General features: G+C 67.0%; 13 protein-coding genes. 3 read left to right on the top strand and 10 right to left on the bottom strand.

The features are described from left to right. Positions 1-58: 58 nt before the first annotated feature. The 8 genes from ACREB7_RS16545 to ACREB7_RS16510 all read right to left on the bottom strand — a co-directional run bounded on the left by ACREB7_RS16545 (position 59) and on the right by ACREB7_RS16510 (position 11,776). The gene (locus ACREB7_RS16545; RefSeq protein WP_431593376.1) at positions 59-2,854 is read right to left on the bottom strand and encodes a TonB-dependent receptor; all 2,796 of its coding nucleotides are present in this window, start codon (positions 2,852-2,854) and stop codon (positions 59-61) included. Positions 2,855-2,989: 135 nt separating this feature from the next. Then, on the bottom strand, positions 2,990-5,737 hold the full coding sequence (locus tag ACREB7_RS16540; protein WP_431593375.1) for a TonB-dependent receptor: 2,748 nt from the start codon (positions 5,735-5,737) through the stop codon (positions 2,990-2,992). Positions 5,738-5,890: 153 nt separating this feature from the next. Continuing rightward, positions 5,891-6,601 carry a ligase-associated DNA damage response endonuclease PdeM gene (pdeM, locus tag ACREB7_RS16535; protein WP_431593374.1) on the bottom strand — a complete coding sequence of 237 codons (711 nt, stop codon included), beginning with the start codon at positions 6,599-6,601 and terminating at the stop codon, positions 5,891-5,893. A 51-nt stretch (positions 6,602-6,652) separates the two neighbouring features. After that, positions 6,653-7,684 carry a retroviral-like aspartic protease family protein gene (locus tag ACREB7_RS16530; protein ID WP_431593373.1) on the bottom strand — a complete coding sequence of 344 codons (1,032 nt, stop codon included), beginning with the start codon at positions 7,682-7,684 and terminating at the stop codon, positions 6,653-6,655. A gap of 268 nt (positions 7,685-7,952) precedes the next feature. Further along, positions 7,953-10,373: a ligase-associated DNA damage response DEXH box helicase gene (locus ACREB7_RS16525; protein ID WP_431593372.1), complete on the bottom strand. Its 2,421-nt coding sequence runs from the start codon at positions 10,371-10,373 to the stop codon at positions 7,953-7,955. A 115-nt stretch (positions 10,374-10,488) separates the two neighbouring features. Continuing rightward, the gene (locus tag ACREB7_RS16520) at positions 10,489-10,983 is read right to left on the bottom strand and encodes an SRPBCC domain-containing protein (protein ID WP_431593371.1); all 495 of its coding nucleotides are present in this window, start codon (positions 10,981-10,983) and stop codon (positions 10,489-10,491) included. Further along, a complete protein-coding gene (locus ACREB7_RS16515) occupies positions 10,980-11,306 on the bottom strand; it encodes an ArsR/SmtB family transcription factor (RefSeq protein ID WP_431593370.1) in 327 nt (108 codons plus the stop codon). The genes ACREB7_RS16520 and ACREB7_RS16515 overlap by 4 nt, the downstream gene beginning before the upstream one ends. Then, complete coding sequence (locus tag ACREB7_RS16510; protein ID WP_431593369.1) at positions 11,303-11,776, bottom strand: VOC family protein; 474 nt, start codon at positions 11,774-11,776, stop codon at positions 11,303-11,305. The genes ACREB7_RS16515 and ACREB7_RS16510 overlap by 4 nt, the downstream gene beginning before the upstream one ends. A gap of 100 nt (positions 11,777-11,876) precedes the next feature. On the opposite strand from ACREB7_RS16510, the gene ACREB7_RS16505 reads away from it, so the two are divergent. Continuing rightward, on the top strand, positions 11,877-12,806 hold the full coding sequence (locus ACREB7_RS16505) for a glutaminase (RefSeq protein WP_431593368.1): 930 nt from the start codon (positions 11,877-11,879) through the stop codon (positions 12,804-12,806). Between the two features lie 68 nt (positions 12,807-12,874). Then, positions 12,875-15,289 (top strand): hypothetical protein, encoded by a 2,415-nt coding sequence (locus tag ACREB7_RS16500; protein ID WP_431593367.1) that lies wholly within the window; start codon positions 12,875-12,877, stop codon positions 15,287-15,289. A gap of 15 nt (positions 15,290-15,304) precedes the next feature. Here the strand turns inward: ACREB7_RS16500 and ACREB7_RS16495 are convergent, their stop codons facing one another. Both ACREB7_RS16495 and gyrB read right to left on the bottom strand, forming a co-directional pair. After that, entirely contained in the window at positions 15,305-15,694 is a 390-nt protein-coding gene (locus ACREB7_RS16495; RefSeq protein WP_431593366.1) for a septal ring lytic transglycosylase RlpA family protein, read from the bottom strand. A gap of 88 nt (positions 15,695-15,782) precedes the next feature. After that, complete coding sequence (gyrB, locus tag ACREB7_RS16490; RefSeq protein ID WP_431593365.1) at positions 15,783-18,353, bottom strand: DNA topoisomerase (ATP-hydrolyzing) subunit B; 2,571 nt, start codon at positions 18,351-18,353, stop codon at positions 15,783-15,785. A gap of 106 nt (positions 18,354-18,459) precedes the next feature. Between gyrB and ACREB7_RS16485 the strand changes: the two genes are divergently transcribed. Beyond that, positions 18,460-18,894 carry a hypothetical protein gene (locus tag ACREB7_RS16485; protein WP_431593364.1) on the top strand — a complete coding sequence of 145 codons (435 nt, stop codon included), beginning with the start codon at positions 18,460-18,462 and terminating at the stop codon, positions 18,892-18,894. The last annotated feature ends 232 nt before the right edge of the window (positions 18,895-19,126 follow it).

The following is a 19,126-nucleotide window of genomic DNA, read 5'->3' as shown; positions in this document are numbered from 1 at the left end:
GCCCTAGCCGCGGCGGACCTCTCCCGCCCCATCCCTCGCGGGACGGGGGGAGAGCCCTTTAGAATTGCCCGCGCAGCGTCACCCCATAGGTGCGCGGTTCGCCCGGGAAGCCGACGAACAACTGGTTCGCGGTTCCGGCCAGCCCCGACGATGCCGGGGCCGCGACGGCGCGGAAGGTGCCGCTGCCCTGCAACGGCATGTCGGCGCCGATCTGGTAATATTTCTTGTTGAACAGATTCTGACCCCACAGCTCGATGCCCCAGCGGCGCTCGGCGCCGTAGAGGCCGATGCGGCCATTGACGACCGCAAAGCCGTCCTGGATCTTTTCGACGTCCAGATCGGACCCGGTGTTGGTGTCGCTTTGCATGCGCGCGTCGAAATAGACGAGGCCGGTCATCCCCGAATGGCCGATCGGCGGGGTCCAGCTGATCCCTGCGGTCGCGACATATTCGGACGAGTTCGACACGCTGCGCCCCGGCAATTGGAACAGCACCGGCGACAGCGGCCGCCCGCCGGTCCCGACGAGGTTGCGGCGGTACAGCGTGTCGACATAGGTCAGCCCCATGTTGACCGACAGATAGCGCGCCGGCCGCAGGAAGGTCTCGATCTCGATCCCCTTGGCGACGACCCCCGGCTTCAGCTGATCGGCCGCGCAGGCGCCCGTCGCCGCCGATCCGTCGCTGTCGGCGCCGGCGAGGTCGGTCTTGCACGCCTGGATATTGGTGACCTCGAAATTGACGCCGTTGAAGGTGTTGAGCTGGTAATTGCTATATTCCTGATAGAAAGCGGCGAGGTTCACGTCGAAACCGCGACCGTCATATTTGACCCCGAATTCATAGGCATCGACCTTTTCGCTGGCGAACTGCAGGTCGCTCGCCTCGGGGCGGCCGTTGCCGCTCGTATTGGCCGGCAAGGCGAGCCGCGCGGCGCAGGCGGCGTCGAAGGTCGTGTTGCACGTCCGGTCGAGCGCCGAGAAGTCGAGGTTGAAGCCCCCGGCCTTATAGCCCTTCGACGCCGATCCATAGACGAGCAGGTCCTGCGTTGGTTTCCAGCTGAGCACCGCCGTGCCGGTCCATTCATTATCCTTGAACTTGGTGCCCGGGCTGCCGGCGGGCAGGTCGGGCGCGGTGCCGTTGATCACGCACGGCAGCGAGGCGAGCGACTGGAAGGGCGAATTGACGATCAGCGGACAGATTGAATTGTTGAAATTCGCATCGGCGTCCAGCGTCTTGCGCTCGCTGGTGTAACGCGCGCCGACGGTCAGCGTCAGCGTGTCTTCGATGATGTCGAAACTATTGTGGGTGAAGATCGCGAAGTTGCGGCTCTTCTGCGCAAAGGTCGACCCCTGGTTGCCGGTGCCGTTGATCGCGAGCCCCGGCTGGCCGAGCGCCGCAGCGAGCGAGCCGAAGCCCGGCCGCGCCGGATTGGCGATCAGCGCCTGCAACAGGCTGCGCGTCGCGCCGGGCGGCAGGATATTGATCGTCCCCTGCACCACCGGCACATTGACGCAGCTGGCGTTGCTCGGCAGCACCGCCGACGGCAAGGCGCCGGCAAAAAGCAGGCAGTTGGCGAATTTCTCGTAGTTCGCGCCGTAAACGATGTCGTCGTCGACATCGAGGCGCTCGTTGGCATAATAGCCGCCGACCAGCCAGTCGAGCCGCCCGTCGAACGCCTCGCCCTGCAGGCGCAGCTCCTGCGTGAACAGGCGGAAACGCCGGTCGAGGTCGGTACGGTGCAGCACGTCGAGCGCGCTGAAATCGGCGTCCTGTCCCTGCGCATTCTTATAATCGCGGTACGCGGTGATCGAGGTCAGCGACGCGCCGCCCAGATCCCAGCCGACTTCGCCCGACACGCCCCAATCCTTGGTGTCCGAGCGATAGGTCACCCCCGGCGTCGTCGCCTGCTGGCGGATGAAGCTGGTGCCGGCGGGGGCGACCTGATGGTTGGCGCCGATCGCCTGGAGCAGCGGTAGCAGCGTGTTCGCCGATGCCACCGGGAAACCGCCGGGACCGCGCGACAGGTTGCGCACCGGGTTGAGCAGGATGCCGCCGCAGCAATTTTCCTGCCGCTGGCTGTAATCGGCGATCAGGCGGATTTTCAGGCTGTCATTGGGCTCGAACGCCAGCTGGCCGCGCACCAGCCAGCGGTCGCGGTCGTTGATGTCGGGCTCGCCCGGCGTGACATTCTTGATGAAGCCGTCGCGTTTCTGCCAGACCCCGTCGACGCGCACTGCGGCGGTGTCGCCCAGCGGCGCGTTGACCATGCCGTCGACGCGCCAATAGTCATAATTGCCGTAGCTCACCGATCCCTTGGCGCCGAAACCGTTGAGGTCGGGTCCCTTGGTGACGATGTTGATCAGCCCGGCGGTCGAGTTGCGCCCGAACAATGTGCCCTGCGGGCCGCGCAGCACCTCGACGCGTTCGATGTCGCCCAGCTCGGACAGGCCCACCCCGGTGCGGCTGCGATAGACGCCGTCGATGAACAGCCCGACCGAGCTTTCGAGGCCCGGATTCTCGCCGACGGTGCCGATGCCGCGGATGCGCGCGGTGAAATTGACCTCGCTCGTCGCGCCCGACACCAGCAGCGACGGGGCGACCTGCCCCAGCGCGCGCACGTCGGTGGCGCCGCTCTTCTCGAGCGTTTCGCCCGATACCGCCGACACCGCGATCGGCACGTCGGACAGGAGTTCGCTGCGCCGCGTCGCGGTGACGATGATCGTGTCGTCGTCGGTTTCGGCGGTCGGCGCCGCCGCATCCTGCGCAAAAGCCGGCGTCGCGAGCAGCGCCACTGCGAGCGCCGCGCCCTGGGCGGTCCCGCGGGCGAAACGCGCAATTCTCCTGTCGGTCCTTTTCATCGTCATCCTCCCACCTGGTTTCTTTTATTCTCAGCGATGATAACAGATTTTTTGGCGATGCCAAAACGCAAAAACCGCCCGCATCCGGTGGGATGCGGGCGGCTCTGAAAGTCCGGAAAACCGGGTGTCTTGCGCTTAGAATTTGCCGCGCAGCGTCACGCCATAGGTCCTGGGTTCGGCCAGGAACTGCGAGAAGATCTGGCGGCCACCCGGATATTGCGGGTCGGTGAAGGGCGCCGACGACGTTCCCGCCTGGAAGGGCGAGTTGAAGGCGACCTGCGCATAATTTTTGTTGAAGATATTCTGCGCCCACAGCTCGACGCCCCATTTCTCGTCGGGGCCGCGCACGCCGACACGGGCATTGAACAGCGCATAGCCATTCTGTTCCTTTTGCGGGAACAGGTCGGACCCGGTGTTGTAATCGCTGGTCATGCGGCCATCGATATAGACGAGCCCGGTCAGCCCGCTGCTGCCGATTTCGGGGGTCCAGGTCACGCTGCCGGTCGCGACCAGTTCGGGCGCGTTCGACAGATTGTCACCGGGCAGCTTGCGCAGCGCGGCGTCGAGCGCCGAGCCGTTCTTGTTGCCGACCAGGTCGCTGCGATATTTGGTGCGCGCATAGGTCAGGCCGGCCGCCATGCGGAAGTTGGGGGCCGGAACCAGCTGGGCCTCGATTTCGACGCCCTGCGTGCGCACGCCATAGCTGACATCGCCCGCGGCGCAGGTGCCGGTCGCCGAGCTGAGGTCGGTGTCCGCCCCGGGCCCGCCGACCAGATTGTCGCAGCCGTTGATCGTCTGGACCAGGAAGACCGTGCCGTTGAAGGTGTTCAGCTGGAAATTGCTGAAATCCGACCGGAAGGCCGACAGGCTCAGGCTGAACGGGCCGGTCGCATATTTGGCGCCGAGTTCATAGCTGTCGACCAGCTCGGGGTCGAACTGCAGATTGCCGACCAGCGCCTGGGCGCCGCCGACCGAGGCGAAGGTGACGAGCGGCGCCTTGAGCGCCGACCGGTCGAGGTTGAAGCCGCCCGCCTTGTAACCGCGCGCGAAGCTTGCATAGACGAGCAGGTCGTCGATCGGCTTGTACGACAGGATCGCGGTGCCGGTCCATTCGTCCTCGCTGCGCTTGTCATTGATCGACACACCGTTGAGCTCGGCGGTCGAATTGCCCTGGCAGGCAAGCCCGATCAGGCCCTGCGACACCGCCGCCAGCGCCGGCACGCCGGTGAACCCGCCGACCAGGCCCTGCACCGTGGTGCAACCCGTATTGTCATTGCCGAAGGTCGCGTCGAAATTCTTCTTGTCGTGGGTGTAACGCACGCCCAGCGTCAGATCGAGCTTGTCGGTGATGTGCACGATATTGTGCGTGAACAGCGCCCAGTTGGTGTCCTTCTGGAAATAGCGGTCGTTGGTCGTGCCCTTGTCGCGGATGCCGTCGAGGGCATCGAACGCCGCATAGATCGCCGGCGAGGCCGCGCCGAACGCCGCCGGACGCGCGGCGAGACAGCCGGGCGAGGTCGGCGAATAGAGGCCGGCGAGCCCGCCGCCCGACACGATGCGGCAGGTCGCGAACCGGCCATATTGGCTTCCGAAGCGCAGATTGTCGCGCACCGTCAGCCGTTCATTGGCGTAGAAGCCGCCGACCAGCCAGTCGAGCTTGCCGTCGAACGCCTCGCCCTGCAGGCGCAGTTCCTGGGTGAAGGTGTGGAACTGGCGATAGGCGTCGGGGCTGTCGGCGCGATACAGGATGTCGACCGCGCCATAGTCGGTGTCGGACGCCTGTCCCGACCGATATTCGCGATAGGCGGTGATCGAGGTCAGCGACGCGCCGCCCAGGTCGTAATCGATCTGGCCCGAGAAACCATAATCCTTGGTCTCGCCGGCAAAGCTGCGGCCCGGGCTGACCGAAATGGCGCGACCATAGCCCTGGTTGAACGCCGACAGCGGCTGGCCGAGGTCGCGCAGCACGTTGATGATATTGTTGCCGTTCTGCTGCAACGGGGTCAGCGGCGTCGACGGATTGTTGAGGTTGCCGATATACGGATTGACGCTGTTGTCGACATAGGTCGCGGCGCAGCATTTTTCGTCGCGGAAAGTATAGTCGGCGATCAGCCGGATCGACAGCGCATCGGTCGGTTCGAACAGCAACTGGCCGCGCAGGAAATAGCGGTCGCGGTCGTTGACGTCGGTGTTGTTGGTGGTGTCGCGATAGAATCCGTCGCGCTTCACCCAGATGCCGTCGAGGCGCGCGGCGATCGTGTCGCTGATCGGTCCGGTGACGCTGCCGCCGAGGCGCCAATAATCATAATTGCCATAGGTGATCTCACCCGAGGCGCCGAAATTGAAATCGGGCTTTTTCGAATAGATGCTGATCAGGCCCGCCGACGAGTTGCGGCCGCCGAGCGTGCCCTGCGGGCCGCGCTGCACTTCGACGCGGTCGATCTCGCCCAGTTCGTTGAGGCCGATGCCCGACCGCGAGCGGTACACGCCGTCGATGAACACCGGGACCGAGCTTTCGAGGCCGGGGTTGTCGCCGACGGTGCCGATGCCGCGGATACGCGCCGAACCATTGGCTTCCGATCCGGTCGACGAGACGAGCAGCGACGGCGCGACCTGGTTGAGCTGGCGGATGTCGTTGGCGCCGCTGTTCTGCAGCGTTTCGGCGTTGACCGCCGAAATGGCGACCGGAACCTCGGACAGACGCTGGGCGCGGCCCTGCGCGGTGACGACGATTTCGCTGTCGGCGCTGGCGTCGTCGGTCGTCGCGGTGTCGGCGGCGGCGTCCTGCGCAAAGGCCGGAACCGCGCTGACGGCGACCGCCAGCGAAACGCCCAGCGCGGTGGTGCGCATCAGGCGGGCAGCACAAAGGGTATAGGATTTCATTTTGGGCACTCCTCTCAACATTTTGTTGTTTTTATTGCGGCCCATTCTTACGCATAATCATGCGGCGATCCAGCCGAGCCCGGGCTTTTGCGTCATGTTTTCGGCGGGTGATGCTTTTGTGTCACAGGCGGCGGAGCGCGCTTTTTCGCCCGATCAGGCCCGGCCCGGCATTGCCGTAGCGTCATCGGCCAGCGTCCGTCCGCAGCCCAGCGACAGGAGTTTGCCGTCGGCGACCAGCATAGCCCGGTAATCGCCCGCAAAATTGGCGGCGATCGCGGCATCGCCGACGTCGAGCCCCCCGGTCAGGCTGCCGAAAGCGGGCAGGATCAGCCGCCGTTCGTCGCCCGCGAAACAGGGGCGCGACACCGTCCGGCCGCGCAGGTTGAGCCGCAATTTGGGGTGGAAATGCCCCGATATCTCGGGCCGCGTCTCGTGCGGGTCGCACTGGTGGCGAAAGAGGATGCCGTCGACCTCGATCTCGTCGGCGACCGCGCCGCCCCACGCGCCGCCCGACAATCCGTCGTGATTGCCTGCGATCCAAATCACCTGCACCGACGCCGCCTGCTCGATCAGCCGTTCGGCGACCGCGGGGGCGATCCGGTCGGCGGCGGCGCGGTCGTGGAAACTGTCGCCGAGGCACCAGATCGCCTGCGCGCCGGTCTCGGCCGCCAGCTGCGCCAGCCGGTCGAGCGTGTCATGGCTGTCATAGGGCGGCAGCGGCTGGCCATGCGCCGCGTACCAGCTCGCCTTTTCCAGATGCAGGTCGGCCACGATCAGCGCGCGATGGCGCGGCCAGAACAGCGCCCGGCCGGCGAGCGGCACGAACTGGTGACCGGCAAAATCGAGCAGGGGCGCGGCGGGCATGGCGCCGCTATGCCGCCCCCCTGTGCGTCCGTCCAGCCTGTGGCCCCGCCCCTAGCTTCCCGGCTTCGCGAAATTCGCGGCGAAGCGCTGCCCGGTCGCGCGGCTCGCGCCGTCGGGCAGGTCGAACACGACGCGCTTGTTCGGGAAATCGATCTCGACCCGGTCGAACAGCGCCAGGCTGTCCATGCCGAGCAGCAACGCCGGACGGTCCTGGAGCCCCAGCGCGCGGAAGGCCTGGCTGTCGGCAAAGCTCACCGGCAGGTCGTTGACGTCCATGCCGTTGATGATGATGCGCTTGATCGCGGTGCGCGTCGCGGGCACCGCCTCGCCGGTCACCGCGCCCAGCGTGGTCGACAGGAAGGGCAGGCGGTTGGCGCGCCGGGCCGCGACCAGTTTCTGCAGCGCGAGGTTGCCGACGCTGGTCTGCGCGCCGGTGTCGACGATCACGTCGATGCGTTTGCCGTCGAGCCGCGCGTCGGACAGGATCAGCCGCCCCGCCGAATTGCGCGCGGTGACGACGATCGCATCATCGTCGCGGATGATCGGCCGCGCTCGCTTGCGCGTTTCCAGTATCTGCATGCTTTCCTTGCGGAAATCGATCAGGATGCGCCGATCCTCGAGCATGTCGACCCCGACCAGCCCGGCGGCGCCGATGTGGCGCCCGAAAAAGGACGGCGCATCGAACGCGGCCATATGCAGGTCGGTCATCGACAGCGTCGCGACGCGAAAGCTGGGGACGGTCGCCGATCCGCCGATCGTCGCCATGCGCAGCTTGCCGCCCTCGACCAGCCCCAGCCGGTCGGCGAGTTCGCGCGCGATGATCGTGCGTTCGGCGCCGGTGTCGACGAGGAAGGAAAAGGGGCCTTGCCCGCCGACCATCACCTTCACCGACATGCGCCGGGTGGCGTCGAGGTCGAACGGCTGGATGAAGGGGGTGACCTCGCTGGTCAGCGCCGGTTCGACGATCGGGGTCGCAGCGGGGGCGGGCACGGCGGGCGGCGCCGGCGGCTGGCTCGCACCGAGCAGCAGCGGCGCTGCGGCGAGCGCGCTCCAGATTATCGGCCGCCTCAGAACATGGGTCATCGCGGGCATCCTCATTATATTTGCGCGCAGTCTACGCCTGTCCGCGGTGCGCGGCAAGCGCGGTGTCCTGCGGGCGGTCGCGGGGCGGTGGTGCATTCGCGTTGAAGAACGGCCCTCCAATTCCCGTCATCCTGAACTTGTTTCAGGATCCATGGTCTGGCGTTTCCTCCGGCGCTGCACCCGATTAGAGCTCAGGCCATGGATGCTGAAACAAGTTCAGCATGACGATGATATGGATGTCGCGCCTCGCCCGAAATCGGCCGTCTCGCTACGCGTCCCCCATCGCCGCCTCGGCCAGCGTATCCGCCAGCTCGCCCAGCAACGCATCGTCGATATCCGCCGCCGCGACATTCTCGCGCCCGATCAGCACCAGCACCGGCACGGCCAGCGGGCTGATTCGCGGCAGGTCCTTGTGCAGCATCGTCCCCGCCGCGCGGTCGAGCAGGTCGCCCAATCGCGCGACATCGGTCAGCCGCTCGCGCGCATCGGCCCAGGCCGCCTCGAGCAGCAGATGGTCGGGCTCATATTTGCGCAGCACGTCGAAGATCAGGTCGGTCGAAAAGGTCACCTGCTTGCCCGTCTTGCGCTTGCCGGGGTGCTGGCGCTCGATCAGCCCGCCGATCACCGCGACCTCGCGGAACGCACGCTTCAAGAGGTGCGACCCCTCGACCCATTCGACAAACTCGTCCTCGAGGATCGCGGCGTCGAACAGCGCGGCGGGGTCGGCCACGGGCTTCAGCGACCAGATCGCCAGCGCATAGTCCGACGCGACGAAGCCCAAAGGCTGCAACCCCGCGCGCTCCATGCGCTTCGAAATCAGCATGCCCAGCGACTGGTGCGCGTTCCACCCCTCGAACGGATAGACGACCAGATAATGATGCTCTTCATGCGGGAAGGTCTCGACGAGCAACTCGCCGGGGCGCGGCAGCACCGAGCGGTGCGCCTGCATCTCCAGCCAATGACGGACATCGTCGGGAAAACGGACCCAGCTCGCCCGATCGGCCAAAAACCTGCGCACCCGATCGGCGAGGCGCGTCGAGAGCGCCATGCGCGCGCCGACGTAACTGGGGATGCGCGCCGGCCGCGTCGTCGCACGGACATAAAGGTCGGTGTCGCGGATCGATTCGACCTCGAGGCTCAATCCGGCAAAGGCAAAGGTGTCGCCCGGGGTCAGCGTGCTGGCGAAATATTCCTCGACGCTTCCCAATCGGCGCCCGTTTTTGAACCGCACATCGAGCGTCGGGGCGTCGACGATGATCCCGGCGTTCAGCCGGTGCTGCGCCGCCAGCTTGGGATGCGCGATCCGCCACCGCCGCGTTTCTCCCGGGGGGCCATCGGGGGCGAGGCGGCGGAAGCGGTCGTAGCTTTTGAGCGCATAACCCCCGTCGCGCACGAAGCCGAGCAGCCGCGAAAAGGTCGTCGCATTGACCCAGCGATAGGGGGCGGCCGACCTTATCTCGGCGAGCAGTTCGTCTTCGGCAAAGGGCGCGGCGCAGGCGAGCGCCATGACATGCTGCGCTAGCACGTCGAGCGCGCCGGGGCGAAAGCGGTCGGCGTCGCGCTCGCCGGCTTCTACGGCGTCGAGCGCCGCCTGCGCCTCGAGATATTCGAAACGGTTGCCCGGTACGATCAGCGCCTTGCTCGGTTCGTCGAGCCGGTGGTTGGCGCGCCCGATGCGCTGGAGCAGCCGCGAGCTTCCCTTGGGCGCTCCCATCTGGATCACGCAATCGACATCGCCCCAGTCGAGCCCCAGATCGAGGCTCGACGTCGCGACCAGCGCGCGCAATCGCCCCTCGGCCATCGCCGCCTCGGCGCGCTGGCGGGCCTCGCGGTCGAGGCTGCCATGGTGGATCGCGATCGGCAGCCCCAGCTCGTTGACCTTCCACAAGTCCTGGAAGATCAGCTCGGCGAGCCCGCGCGTGTTGCAGAAGATGATCGTGGTGCGGTTCTTGGCGACCTTGGCCATCACCTGATGCACCGCATAGCGCCCCGAATGCCCCGACCAGGGCACCGCGCCCTCGGGCAACAGGATCGATATGTCGGGATCGGCCCCCGCCTCGCCCTCGACCAGCGTCACCGCCTCGCCCGCCGCCTCGGGGGCCAGCCAGCTGCGATAGGCATCGGTATCGGCGATTGTCGCAGACAGCCCGACGCGGCGCATCGCGGGCGCGATCGCCTGCAGCCGCGCGAGCGACAGGCTCAGCAGGTCGCCGCGCTTGCCCGGCGCAAAGGCATGGATTTCGTCGATCACCACCGTCTTGAGGTCGGCGAACATGGTGAAACTGTCGGGATAGGACAGCAAAAGCGACAGCGATTCGGGGGTGGTGAGCAGGATGTTCGGCGGCCGGCTGCGCTGCCGCGCCTTCTTGTCCGACGACGTATCGCCGCTCCGGCTCTCGACGCTGATCGCCAGCCCCATCTCCTCGATCGGCGCGGTCAAATTGCGTTCGACGTCGGCGGCGAGCGCCTTCAGCGGCGACACATACAGCGTGTGCAGCCGATCGGAGGGGTTTTCGGCGAGATCGACGAGCGTCGGCAGGAACCCCGCGAGCGTCTTGCCCGCCCCCGTCGCGGCGACGAGCAGGGCATGCTCGCCGCGTACCGCCGCCGCCAGCATATCCGCCTGATGCCGCCGCACCCGCCACCCGCGCGCGGCGAACCAGTCGGTGAAGGGGGCGGGGAGGGACATGGAGGAGATGTGGGGCCGCAACCGGTGGGGAGCAAGCCTTCTCCCCTCCCGCTTGCGGGAGGGGGCGGGGGAGGGCCTGTCTATTTGCGCGCGCGCCCGACCGACATTCCCTCCCCTAACCCCTCCCGCAAGCAGGAGGGGGACCAACCCGCTCGGCCATATGCCCCAGCAACCCCCGCCAATGCTCGCCCAGCCGGCGCTGGAACAGCATCAGCTCGAAACCATGCCGCGCCACATGCTGCTGCGGGATCGTGTCCCAGCCGCGATGCTCGACCGTCACCCGCGTTTCGGCGCCGACCGCCTCGAAGCGCACCTCGACCTCGGTCGCCTGCTCGGCGCGGAAACTCGGCAGCCGCCACCCGAACGCGAGCCGTTTGCCCGGCAGCCAGCACCGCACCGGCCCGATTTCCCATTCCTCGCCGTCGTCGAAGCGCGTCACCAGCCGCCCGCCCGGCCCCGCGGGGTCGAACCGCAACGCCCCGTCGCCCGCGCGCGACAGCGGAAACAGCGGATGACTTTTCCACCAGCTGCCGATCTCGCGCGTGAAGACCTCGAACGCCCGCGCGGGCGACGCCGCGACGCGCAGCGACACCAGCACTGCGGCGCTCATTCGCCGCGCTCGACATGGCGCTTGAACGCCGCGAGCTGGTCGCTCCACAGCGCCTCGGTCGCGGCCAGCCATTGCTTCAATTCGGCGGTCGCGCCGTCCTTCAGCCGATAGATGCGCACCCGCGCGTCGAAGCTGAGATAGCTGTCCTCGACCAGCCCGCCCTCTTTCAGCGCGCGCAGGTGGCGGCTCATCGCCGGCGGCGCGAGCCCGAGCGCATCCGCCAGTTCGCCGGCGCTGTGCGGCCGCGCGCCGAGCAGCTCGACCGCGCGCCGCCGCCTGGGATCGGCGAGCGCGGCAAGCGTAAGATCGATCGCGGCGCTCAATCGTCGAGCCGCGTCTTCGTGGTGAAACCGCCCTCGGCATCCCACTCGTCGGCGGTCTTCTCCGCGACCGTGACGCCAAAGGTCCAGATATGCCCCTCGGGATCCTTGGCGCGATAGCTGCGGTCGCCATAGAATTGCGTCTCGGGCTCGGCGACGATCTCCGCCCCCGCCGCGCGCGCGACGGCGCAATGCGCGTCGATATCCTCGCCGACCGCGAGCTGGACATGCACCGTCTGCGTATTCTTGCCGTCCAGCGATTTCGGGCTCTTGTGGTCGGCGCTCCATTCATTGCCGACCATGATCGTCGAGGCGCCATAGCCCATCTCACTATGCGCCAGATTGCCGTCGGCATCGAGCAGCACGAACAGGGGCTCGAACCCGAAGGCCTGCTCCAGCCAGCGGAACGCCGCCTTGCTGTCCTGATAACAGACGGCGCTCGACAGCCCCTTGCCGCGCGGATGATCGACCATGATGTTTCTCCCGAGTCGCGTGGATGATTTCCAGTTTATAGAATATTTCTGAAAAAATGAAAATACATGCATTTCAGTGTGAAGTTGTTAGGAAAAGCGCATGACCGCCGATCTCGCCCGCTGCCTTGCCGAGGCCTATGACGTCGCCTTGCCGCATCGCGGCCAGGGCAAGGTCGCCGATTATATCCCGGCGCTCGCCGGCGTCGATCCGATGCAGTTCGGCATGGCGCTCGCGCTTCCCGACGGCCCGATGCACTGCGCCGGCGATGCCGACACGCCCTTTTCGATCCAGTCGGTGTCAAAGGTCTTCACGCTGGCGCTCGCGTTGCGCCGGGTCGGCAGCGCGCTGTGGGACAGCGTCGGGCGCGAACCCTCGGGCAGCGCCTTCAATTCGATCGTCCAGCTCGAAAGCGAGGCGGGCATTCCACGCAATCCGCTGATCAACGCCGGGGCGATCGCGACCACCGACCGGCTGATCGACGGCCGCGACGGCGATGCGGTGATCGACGAAATCCTCGCCTTCATCCGCGCCCGCGCCGGCGACGACCGTGTCGCTATCGACCTCGATGTCGCCTTTTCCGAATCCGAAACCGGCGCCCGTAACCGCAGCCTGACGCATTTCATGGATGCCTTCGGCAACCTCCGCCACCCCGTCGAAACGACGCTCGGCGTCTATTTCCGCCAATGCGCGATCGCGATGAGCTGCCGCCAATTGGCGCAGGCCGGCCTGTTCCTCGCGATGGAAGGGCGCGACCCGCGGACCGGCGAGCAACTGGTCGAACCGCACCGCGCGCGCCGGATCAACGCGATTATGATGCTGTGCGGCCATTACGACAACAGCGGCGAATTCGCGTTCCGCGTCGGCCTGCCGGGCAAGAGCGGCGTCGGCGGCGGCATCCTCTGCATCGCGCCGGGGCAGGGCTCGATCGCGGTCTGGTCGCCCGGCCTCAACGAGGCGGGCACCTCGCTCGTCGGCGCGATCGCGCTCGAACATTTCGCTTATGCGGCGGGCTGGTCGGTGTTCGACTAAAGTCATCGGCGGCTTGTATCGATGATGTAACAATGTATCACTACCCCGTTGCTGCAATGGGGGACGGGATGAAAAGACATTGGCTGGCGCTGGCGGCGATGCCGCTGTTGTGGGGCGCGACGCCGCCGGGGACGGGGCTTTCGGACCAGCAGGTCGAACAATTCCTCGACGGCGGCACCAGCTATATGTCCTATGATCCCCAGCCGATCAAAGCGTGGGAAGCCGACGTCCATGCCGCGCTCGGCGGCAAGAATCGCGAGGCCGCGCTCGCGGCGCTCGCGCCCAAATATGGGCTGACCGCGCCGCAAATGACCGAACTGGTCCGGCTCTGGGTCGAATCCGACGCCGCCGGCTTTGACTATGGGCGTGACAAGGCGAAGCAGGCGGGCTTGCGCGACGCCATCCGGCGGCGCTTCCTGGCGCTGGTTGCCGACAGCGGCCGGTCCGCGCTGGTGCTACAGGCGGCGGCGACCAGCCTCGACGGCTTCGAGGAATGCAGCGCGGCGGATTTCGATGCCCTGATCGCCGGCGCGCGCGACCGCGCCGGCGATGCCTGGCTGATCGCCAGCAGCGCGACGTGCGGCGACAATTTCCTGCGCGCCGCCAATATCGGCGACCGCCCCGCCGTCGCGCCGCTGATCCGCGCGGCGCATTATGGGTCGCTGGCGCCCGCCGATGCGCTGGCGCTCTATGCCTGGCTCACCGGTCCCGATGTCCTCGCCCGCCTCGACCCGGCCGACCGCGATGCGGTCGCCGCACGGCTCGTCCTGCGCTATGCGGCCATGCTGCTCGAGACGGGGCAGACCGGGGCCGCCGTCGCGCTCTTCGACGCCCAGCCCGCGCCCGTGCAGGCCTTGCTGCGGCGGGGCAAGATCGCGCCGGCCGTCGCGACGATCGAGGGATTGTCGGTCCCTTTCGAAGAGGAGGACAGCGAGACCATGCTGCTCGGCATCGCGGCGGGCTATGCGCTGCATGACCGCAAGGCCGACGCCGAGGCCCTGATCGCCGGCCTGGGTGGTTCGCAGGACGCGCTGCGGCAGGTCGCGTGCCTCGGGCTTGCCCAGCCCGAACGCGCCGATGGTGGGCCATGCGGCGGCGAACAGCGGATCGGGGACAATATCATCGCCTATGCGATGCTCGACCATGTCCTCCACCGCGCCGACGACGATCCCTATCCGATCGCCGAAACCGGCTTCGGCGCCAGCCGCCACGAATCCTACGACGGCCTGGCCGAGCTCGGCTGCCGGCTGTTCGACCGCCAGCGCTTTCCCGGTATCTGCGACCAGCTCTGGCGATCGGTCGCTTACGCCACCCAGGTCGGGGTCGACCGCTATGACGCCGACAAGCAGCAACGCCTTGCGGCGACCTTGGCGGCGATGACGCTGCCGGGTTTCGTCGACCGCCGCGCTGCGGAGCTTGCGACGCTGGAAGATATGGCCAAGCGCGCCCGGGCGACCGGTTCCGACGACGTCGTCGCTGCCACTCGAACCAGCATCGACCCCGATCCCGCCCCCTTTGCCGCGCTGCCGCTGCCCGATCAATGGCGCCGGACGTCGGCCAAGGCGTCCGCCTGGCCCAAGAATGCGGCTAAACTGCCGCCCGATTTCATGCCGGTGCGCTTCGAGCGCAACGGCAACCGCGCCGCTGCGGTCAGCGTCTCGCAGAATTTCGATCCCTCGGGCGAAGTGTCGCGCGGCGGCTATTGGCTGCACCTCTCCGACGATGGCGGGAAGAGCTGGCAGGCGCCGCTCTATACCGGCCTCGCCGACCGCTTCCCTTATGTCGTGCCAGCCGAAGCGCGGATGCCATTGTTGGGCACCGACGGCGCCATCGATCTCGAGGTCGAAGTCGCGCTGCTCGACACCGCGTCGATCACCTACCCGCCGGTCGCGCTGGCGACGCGGCGTCAGCAATCCGACCTCTATCTCCGCATTCCGGTCGCCGATCTGAAGCGCGACAGCGACGGCGACGGTTTCAGCGATATCGCCGAACGCCATTTGCTGCTCGATATGGCCGGCGATGACGCCCCCATGCTGCTCGGGTCGCAGCCGGCGGCGGCCTGTGGCCCCTTGTCGAACGAGCAGGGCGCGCGGATCGCGCTGCTCGGCGAATTGTTCAACATCAAGGCGAGCCCGCTCGTCGAACCGCTCGACATGGCGGGGAGCGATCTGGACGCGCGGATCGGTCGATGGGGCAGCGCGACGTCGGGGCCTTCGCGCGCGATTTTCCTGCGCGGCGATCCGGCCGATTTCGCTTGCCTGCGCAGCGACCGGCCGATCATCGTCTATTCGCCGCGCCACATCGCGGCGCTGGCGACCAAGAGCCCCGATTTCCGCGCCGTCGAAATGCCCGCGATCGTCTTCAACCGCGCGCGCGATCGCGGCTACGCCATCTGGTCGGCGGGCTGGACCGGCGGCACCTTCCGTCTACGGTTCGAGGACAATCGCTGGCAGCTCGATGCGATCAGCAGCTGGATCACCTGAGCGCGGCGCGGCGCGTCAGTCGTCGAGCAGGGTCAGTTTCACCCGCGCCGTGCCGCTGCGGTGCATGCCGATTTCCTTCGCGGCGGCATGGCTGATGTCGATCACCCGCCCGCGCCCGAACGGCCCCCGGTCGTTGATGCGCACCACGACGCTCTCGCCATTGGCCAGGTTGGTCACCCGCACCTTGCTGCCGAACGGCAGGGTGCGGTGCGCGGCGGTCAGGTCGTTGGGGTCGCACACCTCGCCATTGGCGGTGCGATTGCCGGCGAGTTCGCGGCTGTAATAGCTCGCCATGCCGGTCGCGAATTCGGTTTCGGCGACGCCGTCATTGTCGCGGCCGGCGTCTTGCGCGACGGCCGGAACCGCGAGCAACAGCGGCGCGGCGAGCATCATCAAAGCGCGCATATCCCCATCCCCTTGTGATCGAACGGGGTGGAGCAGCACCGGCCTGCAAGCGCAAGCCGGTGCGCGTTACGCCGCGCGGGATATGCGGTCAGACGTCGAGATTGGCGACCGACAGCGCATTGGTCTGGATGAAATCGCGCCGCGGTTCGACCTCGTCGCCCATGAGTCGTTCGAAGATTTCATGCGCGATATCGGCCTGTTCGGCCTCGACGCGCAGCAGCGAGCGGTTCGCCGGGTCGAGCGTCGTTTCCCACAATTGCTCGGCATTCATCTCGCCCAGCCCCTTGTAGCGGCTGATCGACAGGCCCTTGCGGCTGTGCGCGAAAATCGCCTCGAGCAGTTCCGATGGCCGGGTGATCGGCGTCGCCTTGCCGCTGCCGGTCGCGGGCAGGTCGCTGTCGGCCGCGTCATCGTCGGTTTCTGCCGCGGCGGCCAGCGCGGCGGCTTCGGCGGCCTGCGCCGCGGCGCTGCTGCCCTTCACCAACCGGCTCGGGTGCGCATAGGTCTCGGCCTGTTCGCTCGCCAGCTTGTGCAGCCGCCGCGCCTCCTGGCTTGCCAGGAAGGCGGCGTCGATCGCATGATGATCACTCACCCCGCGCCAGCGCTTTTCGAGCGTATAGCCGCCGTCGACGACGGAGATCGTCCACACCGCCTCATTGCCGCCGGTCAGCGCCCGCTCGGCATTGTTGAGCCAGGCGGCGGCGCGTTCGCTCGCCGCGTTCTGGCCCGCGCCGTCGAGCGCCGGATCGAGCGCGCCGGTCAGCGCGAGCGCTTCGACCAGCTCGTAATTATGGCCGCGCGGGACATAACGCATCAGCGCGCGCAGACGGCGGCCATGTTCGATCAGGTCGCGCAAATCGGCACCCGACCGCGCGCCGCCGCTCGTTTCGAGCATCAGCGCGTCGATGCCGCCGTCGACCAGGTAATTTTCGAGCGCGCTGTCGTCCTTGACGTACACCTCGCTCCGCCCCTTCGCGACCTTATACAGCGGCGGCTGGGCGATGTAGAGGTGACCGCCCTCGATGATCTCGGGCATCTGGCGATAGAAAAAGGTGAGCAACAGCGTGCGGATATGCGCGCCGTCGACATCGGCGTCGGTCATAATCACGATCTTGTGATAACGCAGTTTCTCGAGGTTGAACTCGTCGCGGATCCCGGTGCCGAGCGCCTGGATCAACGTGCCGACCTCCTTGGACGAGATGATGCGGTCGAAACGCGCGCGCTCGACGTTCAAAATCTTGCCCTTCAAGGGCAGGATCGCCTGCACATGCCGGTCGCGGCCCTGCTTTGCCGATCCGCCTGCGGAGTCACCCTCGACCAGGAAGAGTTCGCACTTGCTGGGGTCGCGTTCCTGGCAGTCGGCGAGCTTGCCGGGCAGGCTCGCGATATCCATCGCGCCCTTGCGCCGCGTCAGCTCGCGCGCCTTCTTCGCGGCCTCGCGCGCCGCGGCGGCGTCGATCACTTTCTGGATCACCGCCTTGGCATGGGCCGGATTTTCCTCGAGCCATTCGGTCATCCGGTCGGCCATCAGGCTTTCGAGCGGCTGGCGCACTTCGGAGGAGACGAGCTTGTCCTTGGTCTGCGAGCTGAATTTGGGATCGGGCAGCTTGACCGACACGATCGCGGTCAGCCCCTCGCGCATATCCTCGCCGGTCAGCGAGACCTTCTCCTTCTTCAGGATGCCCGACTTGTCGCCATAGCCGTTCAAGGTGCGCGTCAGCGCGGCGCGGAACGCCGCCAAGTGCGTGCCGCCGTCGCGCTGCGGGATGTTGTTCGTGAAGCAGAGGACATTTTCATAATAGCTGTCGTTCCACTCGAGCGCGACGTCGATGCCGATACCGTCGCGTTCGCTGCTGATCGCGATCGGATCGGGCAGCAGCGCATTCTTGTTGCGATCGAGATAGCGCACGAAGGCGCCGATGCCGCCCTCATAGAAGAGGTCGTGGCTGACATGTTCGGCATGGCGCGCATCGACCAGCTTGATCCGCACCCCCGAATTGAGGAACGCCAGCTCGCGATAGCGGTGCTCTAGTTTCTCGAAGTCGAATTCGAGGACGTTCTTGAATGTGTCGGTCGAGGCCTGGAAGGTCACGCGGGTGCCCTTCTTGCCGGCGGGGGCGGGGCCATTGACCTTCAGCGGCGCGACCGAATCGCCATGTTCGAAGCGCATCCAATGCTCTTCGCCGTCGCGCCAGATCGTCAGTTCCAGCCATTCGCTGAGCGCGTTGACGACCGACACGCCGACGCCGTGCAGGCCGCCCGACACCTTGTACGCATTGTCGTCGCTGGTGTTCTCGAACTTCCCGCCGGCGTGGAGCTGGGTCATAATGACCTCGGCCGCCGAAATGCCTTCCTCGGCGTGGATGCCGGTCGGGATGCCGCGGCCATTGTCCTCGACGCTGACCGATCCGTCGCTGTTCAGCGTGATCAGAACGAGGTCGCAGTGCCCCGCGAGCGCCTCGTCGATCGCATTGTCCGAAACCTCGAACACCATGTGATGCAGCCCCGACCCGTCGTCGGTGTCGCCGATATACATGCCCGGCCGCTTGCGCACCGCGTCGAGGCCCTTGAGAACCTTGATCGAATCGGCGCCATAGGCGTTGGCATTGGGCTGGTTGGCAGGCGCGCTCGGCGCGGCATTTTCACTGGGTTCCGTCATAGCGATTATATAGGGTCGGACCCCGCAAAACCCAAGCGAAAATGCGGCTCTCGCTCCTTTCGGATCGAGCGTTGCGCGCCCGCGCCGCGGCGGCTAGTTTCGGGGCATGAAACATGGTCTCGCTTTCGCACTCCCCGCCCTTCTCGCGCTTCCGCTCGCCGCCTGTTCGCAGCCCGCCCCGCCCGCCGACAACGCCCCCGTCGTCTCCGGCGAACCGCTGGCGTCGCGCCCGGTGATGATCGGCACCGAAGGCCCGCAGCTGCCGGCTTGCGCGAGCACCTCGCGCGTCAAGGCGGGCGGCACCGACGTCTATTGGGCGCCCGGCGAAACGCGCGCGATCAAGGCGAAGCTGGCCGCCAACACGCCGGTCTCGCTGTGCGAGGCGACCGACGACGACGCCTGGTTCGGTGTCGTCTTCCCCGCGCCGGGCGGCGATCCGGCCTTTTGCGACATCACGCGGGCGGTGCGGACGCCGCGCGAATATCAGGGTCCGTGCCGCTGGGGCTGGATCAAGGGCGGGACGGTCCAACTCGGGGCGTAAGTTATAGCCGTAGCCCTGAGCCTGTCGAAGGGCGCCTATCCGAGAAGCGCCCTTCGACGGGCTCAGGGCTACGGTGTTTTGGGACAGGGCTTTACCCCCGGCAATCCTCGATCAACCGGCCGATTTCGGACTGGACCGGCAGCGTCAGCGTGCTGCCGTTGCTGGCCTCCAGCGCAAAACGCCCGCGACTGAAGGCGATGCGGTCGAGCCGCACGTCGCGGCTGTTCATCGC

Origin of the sequence: Sphingopyxis sp., assembly GCF_050725615.1 — a bacterium.
Classification (GTDB): domain Bacteria; phylum Pseudomonadota; class Alphaproteobacteria; order Sphingomonadales; family Sphingomonadaceae; genus Sphingopyxis.
The sequence above is the reverse complement of the archived record's forward strand: the minus strand, read 5'-3'. Positions and strand labels throughout refer to the sequence as shown.